The organism is Spongiibacter pelagi, from assembly GCF_014705705.1.
Taxonomy (GTDB): Bacteria; Pseudomonadota; Gammaproteobacteria; order Pseudomonadales; family Spongiibacteraceae; genus Spongiibacter; species Spongiibacter pelagi.
This window is the reverse complement of the sequence record NZ_JACXLD010000024.1, coordinates 1-6,264: the sequence shown is the minus strand read 5'-3', so window position 1 is coordinate 6,264 and position 6,264 is coordinate 1. Positions and strand designations below refer to the sequence as shown.

5 protein-coding genes and 1 pseudogene are annotated in these 6,264 nt (G+C 49.6%); 3 read left to right on the top strand and 3 right to left on the bottom strand.

What is annotated here, in order from left to right; genetic code table 11:
* Positions 1-112 precede the first annotated feature (112 nt).
* The 3 genes and pseudogenes from IB286_RS15030 to cadR all read right to left on the bottom strand — a co-directional run.
* Positions 113-1,642, bottom strand: a pseudogene (locus IB286_RS15030) (DUF4158 domain-containing protein); the annotation flags it as partial.
* A gap of 27 nt (positions 1,643-1,669) precedes the next feature.
* A complete protein-coding gene (locus IB286_RS15025; protein WP_190766952.1) occupies positions 1,670-2,926 on the bottom strand; it encodes a site-specific integrase in 1,257 nt (418 codons plus the stop codon).
* Between the two features lie 15 nt (positions 2,927-2,941).
* A complete protein-coding gene (gene cadR, locus IB286_RS15020) occupies positions 2,942-3,349 on the bottom strand; it encodes a Cd(II)/Pb(II)-responsive transcriptional regulator (RefSeq protein WP_190766950.1) in 408 nt (135 codons plus the stop codon).
* Between the two features lie 72 nt (positions 3,350-3,421).
* Between cadR and IB286_RS15015 the strand changes: the two genes are divergently transcribed.
* The 3 genes from IB286_RS15015 (at position 3,422) to IB286_RS15005 (ending at position 6,068) form a co-directional block, all read left to right on the top strand.
* Positions 3,422-4,333 carry a cation transporter gene (locus IB286_RS15015; protein WP_190766948.1) on the top strand — a complete coding sequence of 304 codons (912 nt, stop codon included), beginning with the start codon at positions 3,422-3,424 and terminating at the stop codon, positions 4,331-4,333.
* A 40-nt stretch (positions 4,334-4,373) separates the two neighbouring features.
* Positions 4,374-4,730: a hypothetical protein gene (locus tag IB286_RS15010; RefSeq protein WP_155137792.1), complete on the top strand. Its 357-nt coding sequence runs from the start codon at positions 4,374-4,376 to the stop codon at positions 4,728-4,730.
* 66 nt (positions 4,731-4,796) lie between these two features.
* Positions 4,797-6,068, top strand: coding sequence for a TolC family protein (locus tag IB286_RS15005; RefSeq protein WP_155137789.1), 1,272 nt, complete (start codon positions 4,797-4,799; stop codon positions 6,066-6,068).
* Positions 6,069-6,264 lie beyond the last annotated feature (196 nt).

Below are 6,264 nucleotides of genomic sequence, written 5' to 3'. Positions count from 1 at the left end.
TTCGTAGGACTGGTTGTGAAGTTTAAAGTCTTCGGAGGCTCTTATTAGACGCATCTCTGATTGTCTCTAAGTTATTGATTCTATATAACCCTAATGTGTAAGGAAATTATAGCTCAATAACATTATCCAATGTCTCATCATCAATCAGTTGTTCTCGATAGTCATCGAATTCGGCACTGAAAGGAATAAACAAATCGCCTGAAGAAAGTTCTTGTTTAATATGCAATAGCAGCCACAATTCAAGATACTTGCGATGAAAAATCTTTCCGCTGTTCTCGTTGCCTTCGTTGCTCACTATCAGCTTTTTCCATTTTTCAGTTAGCCAGCTCAAATCAAATGCTTCTGGCATGGCTTGGTCGACCGATTCTTCGCTTAAAAACTCTGAGCGACTGTTGCGTAAACTTTTTAATAGAACGAGTAATGATGCGGTACTGGTATCACTGGATGTGGATTGCAAGTCCAGAATATCCAGACTGTTAAATAGCAACGCGCGCTTTTGGCGATACGATTTGAGCATGAAGGGGTAATAGTTATTCCCCGCATAAGCAATATGCTGATTGCAGCGTTCAATCAAAGAACTCGCTTCGTCACCCAGTACCGAATCCAGTGCCGCAAACTTTTGTGTTTGCTCCTGATGCTGGTCATAAGCGACTAAAACATCACGGAATTTGGCAATCAAGGCGTCGATTTGTTTTTGATGTTCCAGGATGTATTGATGCAGCGCTGATTGAGCGGTCGACTCCATGCTTCGGAGCATTTTGATATACAGGTTTGCCACGTCATCGAGCGCTTTGCTGTGCTGTTGGCGCACTAGGATAACGGCAAGTGCATAGCGCTTGTTTGGTTTAAGTCGAGCCATTTCGGGCGCAGTGAGCGCCCTGGCTTCAAGGGCAAACTGACGATATTTCACTACCGGCACATCGACATCAGGCAATGACTCACCCAGTACCTGCAACCAGTGTACATGCTGGAGATAGCTTCGCACCTCTTTGTTGCCTGGCTTCTTGGGCTCACGTTTAAGTGTGTTCCATGCGCCATAGGCACCGTCAGACGGATTCAGCAGCTCATCAATTTTTTGTTTGGCGTCGTTGGCAAGATCACTGCAGATGTCACGAAAGCACTGTTCATTAACTTTATTACGCGCCGATCTTGCGATGCGCTTAAGAACGGTAAAGCCAGGTAATTCATAGTGATTTCGTACCAGTTCTTCAAGCATTACGTTGATAATATCCGCCAACATCTCTTTGGTTTCTGCCGCTTTTTCCGCTATGTCGGTGAGCCAGGGCTGATCCTCTGAAGCAAAGGATCGAATGCCAAGATAGTCTCTTAAAATGTGCTGTTGTCGGGGGCGAGAGCCAGAGCGGTCATAACCTTTAAGTTGCTTTAGTGTCAGCGGTCGCTTGATTCCGATCCGATCCATCACGTGAGCAATAATGCTGGGTGGTGCAGACGCCAGCGGAACAAAGTAGCCGAGGCGTTGGAGCAGTTTCAGGTTTAGCATGAACCCGAAACGTAATATGGGCTTTTTCTCAGATTCAATCAGGCTCAGTTCTTCTGGTGTTGGTGTGTAGTACTCATTAAGCTCTTTTTCGGTAATGGTACTTCGCAGTCTGGGATAGGCGGTTTCGTGGAGGCTGCTCATGATGCGGCATACTATGACGGGAGTGTGTTAATCCCACACTCTGTCGATGTGCGGGTCGCGAATGGTGGCCTCCAGCATACATTGATTATCAGAGGCGATCTGATGCATGTGATGGAGTAATTCATCCAATGCTTCATCCAACGCGTCGCAATCATCAGAACTTATCGTGATGCGATAGCGCGTTCCCTCAGCATCAAGCTTTTCCATCGCCCTGGGCAATAAACAATGTCGCTCTATCAGAGATCTTGCCTTACCGGTGCCATGAGAATGTTTGCTATAAGGTTCAAGGCAGAGGCTAATTTCCAATGCCGTGTCCTTCGGAAGGTCGGAGTCTTGCTTGGCCTGTGTTATAGCTTGAGGCAGTGCTTGTTGTATTCGTTGTTGGGAAAACGGATCGGCGCCTTCGATATAGCGCATGGCTGATTGAACATCTTTCCAGCCGACGTACTCCATCAACGTTTTGGTATCCCAGCTATTAGCGGTTGCCCAGGTCGCGAAGCCGCGTCGCAAAGAATGGCTGCTGAATTCATCAGCATTGGGAAGATCCACCTGGTGGCAATAAGCCTTGATGATAGCAATCACACTGGCTGGATGAATCGCCTGTTCTGCAGAGTGCCCCCACTGGTTAATCGCTGGAAAGGCGGGACCTTTGGTCAATTGGGCCGCACTCATCCAATCCGTGAATGCCGTTACGGGACACAAGAGTTGCAATGCCGGAGCCCGATACGTTCGGCCATGGGACAAGCGATCGGTTTTGCTTCTGGGAATGAAAATTTCCATCCCAACACCGGGTATAACGCTGACATTTTCTACCCTAATACGCGTGAGTTCGTCTCCACGAAATGCTCTCCAGAACCCCAAAAGAATCAACGCTCGATCACGTAGCAGCTTAAGGGAATTGACAGAGCGGGTATCTGTTTGGGACAAATGTTCAGTAATCCAGCCGTCGATGGCCTGGAGTTGTTCAATTTGCAGCGGTTTGGCTTGTTTTTCCCTGAAAGGATGTAGTTCACCAATCCCCTTCAAAACCTTTTTAACATGAGGTGCTTTGGTTGGATCGGGAAAGCCTTGTTCATTGTGCCATGCGGCCAAGGCTGCCAAGCGTTGCTTGAGGGTGCTGATCGCCAGTGTAGGAGCATAATGCGCGAGGTAGGAAGCGATGCTATCCGCTGTCGCAGGCAGAAATCCTCCCCATGCGTCCTCGTAGTGCTCAATGGCGGCGCGGTAACTTTTCCGGGTATTCTCTCGCGTGGCAGCGCGAATGTACTCATTGACATCTACCATGGCAGCCTCGTACTTTTAATTTCGGGAATGCGATTTGGGGGACAATTCATCCAAAATGCCGCACTGTTCGATGGGACGTGCATGGCCACACTTTTGGCGTAACACCTTCAAATCAGCATGAAGTTTTTGGAGGTCGGTAATACGAGACTCCACAATTTTCAGGTGCGCATCGATCATATCGTTCACTTTCTCACACGGTGTGCCTGGTAAATGCTGGAGCGCCATCAATTGCTTGATTTCGTCTAATGTCAGGTCAAGTGCTCGACAATTTTTGATGAAAGCCAGCTTTTCGAGAGCCGGTGTGTCGTACACCCGGAAATTACCATCTGTCCTTGCAGGCGCAGAAATCAAACCTTCCTTTTCGTAGTAGCGGATGGTCTGAATGGAACACCCACTGCGTTTTGCTAATTCACCAATCTTCAATCACGCCACCACTTGACTCTATAGTAACTATAGAGTGTAAGCTTGCACACATTGTTATTTCAAGGTCTATTTATGACATCTGACTCCTCACAATGCTGCGGTTGCCAAAGTGACGAAGCGGGTTCACCGCCTTCAGAATCAAACCTGCAATCGGATAGCACTTCGGCAACTCTGAATACCGTGAGCATGTTCGAAGTCCCTCTGATGGATTGTCCTTCTGAGGAAAACCTCATCCGCACGGCATTCGCAAGCTTTGGGGAAGCAGTCGCCTTCGAGTTCGATATCCCAAATCGAAAAGTGAATGTTTATCACGCCGACTCGTCTGATTTAGTCGAAACCACCATGAAATCCGTGGGACTCGGCGCACGTTGCCTATCGCTTGAACAGGTGGATGCTGAAAGCGCAAAGAAGATACGAGAAGAGACCAGGACTAACGATTTGCGCGAAGCCTGGGTATTGAAGTGGCTGCTCGGGATTAACGCCGTGATGTTTTTCTTTGAGCTTGCCGTGGGCATCGTGGCGCAATCTGCGGGGTTGATCGCGGATTCTCTGGATATGTTTGCGGATGCTGCGGTCTACACGGTGGCACTCTATGCTGTGGGCAAAGCGTCGCAAGCCAAGCTTAAAGCCGCGCATTTATCCGGCTGGCTCGAAGCCGCCCTGGCAATGGGTCTTTTAATTGAAGTGATCAGGCGCGCCTTTATGGGAAGTGAACCGGTCTCTCTGCTGATGATGGGGATTGGCAGTTTGGCATTAGTGGCTAACGTTGCGTGTCTCATGTTGATTTACCAGGTGCGAAATAATGGTACACACATGAAGGCCAGTATGATTTTTTCGGCTAATGACGTGCTCGCCAACGCGGGGGTTATTCTTGCCGGAGGTCTGGTCGCGCTAACGGGATCGCAAATTCCGGATCTGGTCATTGGTGTTATTATTGGGCTTGTGGTGTTAAACGGTGCTCGACGTATTCTTATGTTAAGGTAGCGTGATCGCCATGACTCAGAAAATAGATACATAGATATCAATGCTTAAACGTGTCCTGACATACTTTTTGCTTACGCTGGTTGTTTTGCAATCCGCGGTGGCCATGGGCGATGCACATCAGTTGCACCAGTCCGGCGCTGAGCACCTTGTATTTGATGATACCCATCTCCATGACGATGGACACGTTGCCGACGCTCAGGCTAATCACTCCAATTCATCCACGGCGGAAAATTGGGATTGTCATCACTGCTGTCATTGTCATGGCCATCTTTGCGCTGCCGCTCTGATTGCCACCGAGCGTGTGCATTTGGCCAAACATTCTTCTCCCGTACCCGATTACGCTGAAAATACGTTCCCCGAAACCTACGAAACCTTCCTACGCCCTCCCAAAGCCTAAGTCCCCTTAAGCAAGAAGAAGCAACACCCGCACGCGCGGAAACACGACTTAATTCAGGACTTTTTCATGATAAATACCCTATTTTTCAGGTGTAAATGCACCTGGCTGTGGCTTGCGCTTCTACTATGCAGCACGGCGCCATCAGCGATTGCAGAAAACGTCGAGTCCACACTCTCGTTAAAAAAAGCACTGGCGTCGACGCTTGCGCAAAACCCTCAGCTGTACCAATACCGCTTCACCGCAGAAGCGTTGAGTGCCCAAAGGCAAACCGGTGCCTTGCGCCCGGCGCTAGCACTTGAGCTGGAGGTCGAAAACTTTGCTGGCTCGGGAGCCAATGAAGGTTTTGATGCCGCCGAAACGACTCTTGCACTTTCTTCTGTGATTGAGCTTGGAGGCAAGCGCCAGGCACGCATGCGTTTCGCTGATGCCCGTATCAATCAAGCGGAATGGGAGCAACAAGCGGCGACTCTGGATACGCTCGGCAAGCTCACCGAAGTGTATATCGAAGGTTTATCGACCCAGGCAAACCTTAGATTGGCAGAAGAGTCGTTGGCACTGTCCCAATCCATACTTAAAACCGTCAAAGCGCGCTCCGCGCGAGGGGCCACGGCTGAAGCGGAGGTGATGCGAGCGCAGGCGGCACTCACACGTTCTGAAATTCGTTTGGCGGCACTGCTAGAGCAGCTTGAACGTCAGAAAGTGTTACTCGCACGATTTTGGGGAGAAACAACGGCCGGCTTTCATTCATTAAGCGGTAGCCTGTTTGACTTCGGTGCCACACAAGATTTCGATCAGTTGTACACACGTGTTAAAAGCTCACCGGCCCTTCAAGTGCTCGCCAGTGAAGCCCGTATTCGCGATGCCGAAGTCACTCTGGCTCGTGCCAGTGGCCGCAGCGACTTAAGCTGGCGCGCAGGCATTAAACGTTTTGAAGAGACGGGTGATTCTGCATTCACTGCCGGTATCTCCATCCCCTTGTTCTCCGGTAAACGCCGCAGTGGCGACGTCAAAGCCGCGTTAGCCAATCGCAATGCCGTAGATTACGCCCAACAGGATTTGCTCCTAGTGTTGCACGCACGGCTTTTTGAAGCATGGTCGCTCAGAAAACAAAGTATCGCGGCGGCCAATCTTACCCAAAATGTCGCCATCCCCGCGTTGGAAAAAGCGCTCAAGCTCACCAACGAAGGTTTTGACAACGGGCGTTATCGCTATCTTGATCTCATCGCCGCCCAGGAAGAATTGCTTGCCAGTAAACAGGCGCTTATTGATGCCGCCACCACGGCGCTAATTAGCCAGGCCTTGATTGAACAGCTCACCGGCGAAGCCCTTAACCCCTAATTTTTGTTGGCCAGATCAGGTCTGGCCTCCGGAGTTTATATCGATGAAGAATTATTACTTATTGGTTATTTCTAGTGTGTTTTTTCTCTCGAACACACCCGCGTTTTCCGCAAGCGATCATAACCACGAACATGAAGCGTCCGAACAACACGCACCCCATCATGAAGAAGGTGACCATGACGAGCATGAAGATCAT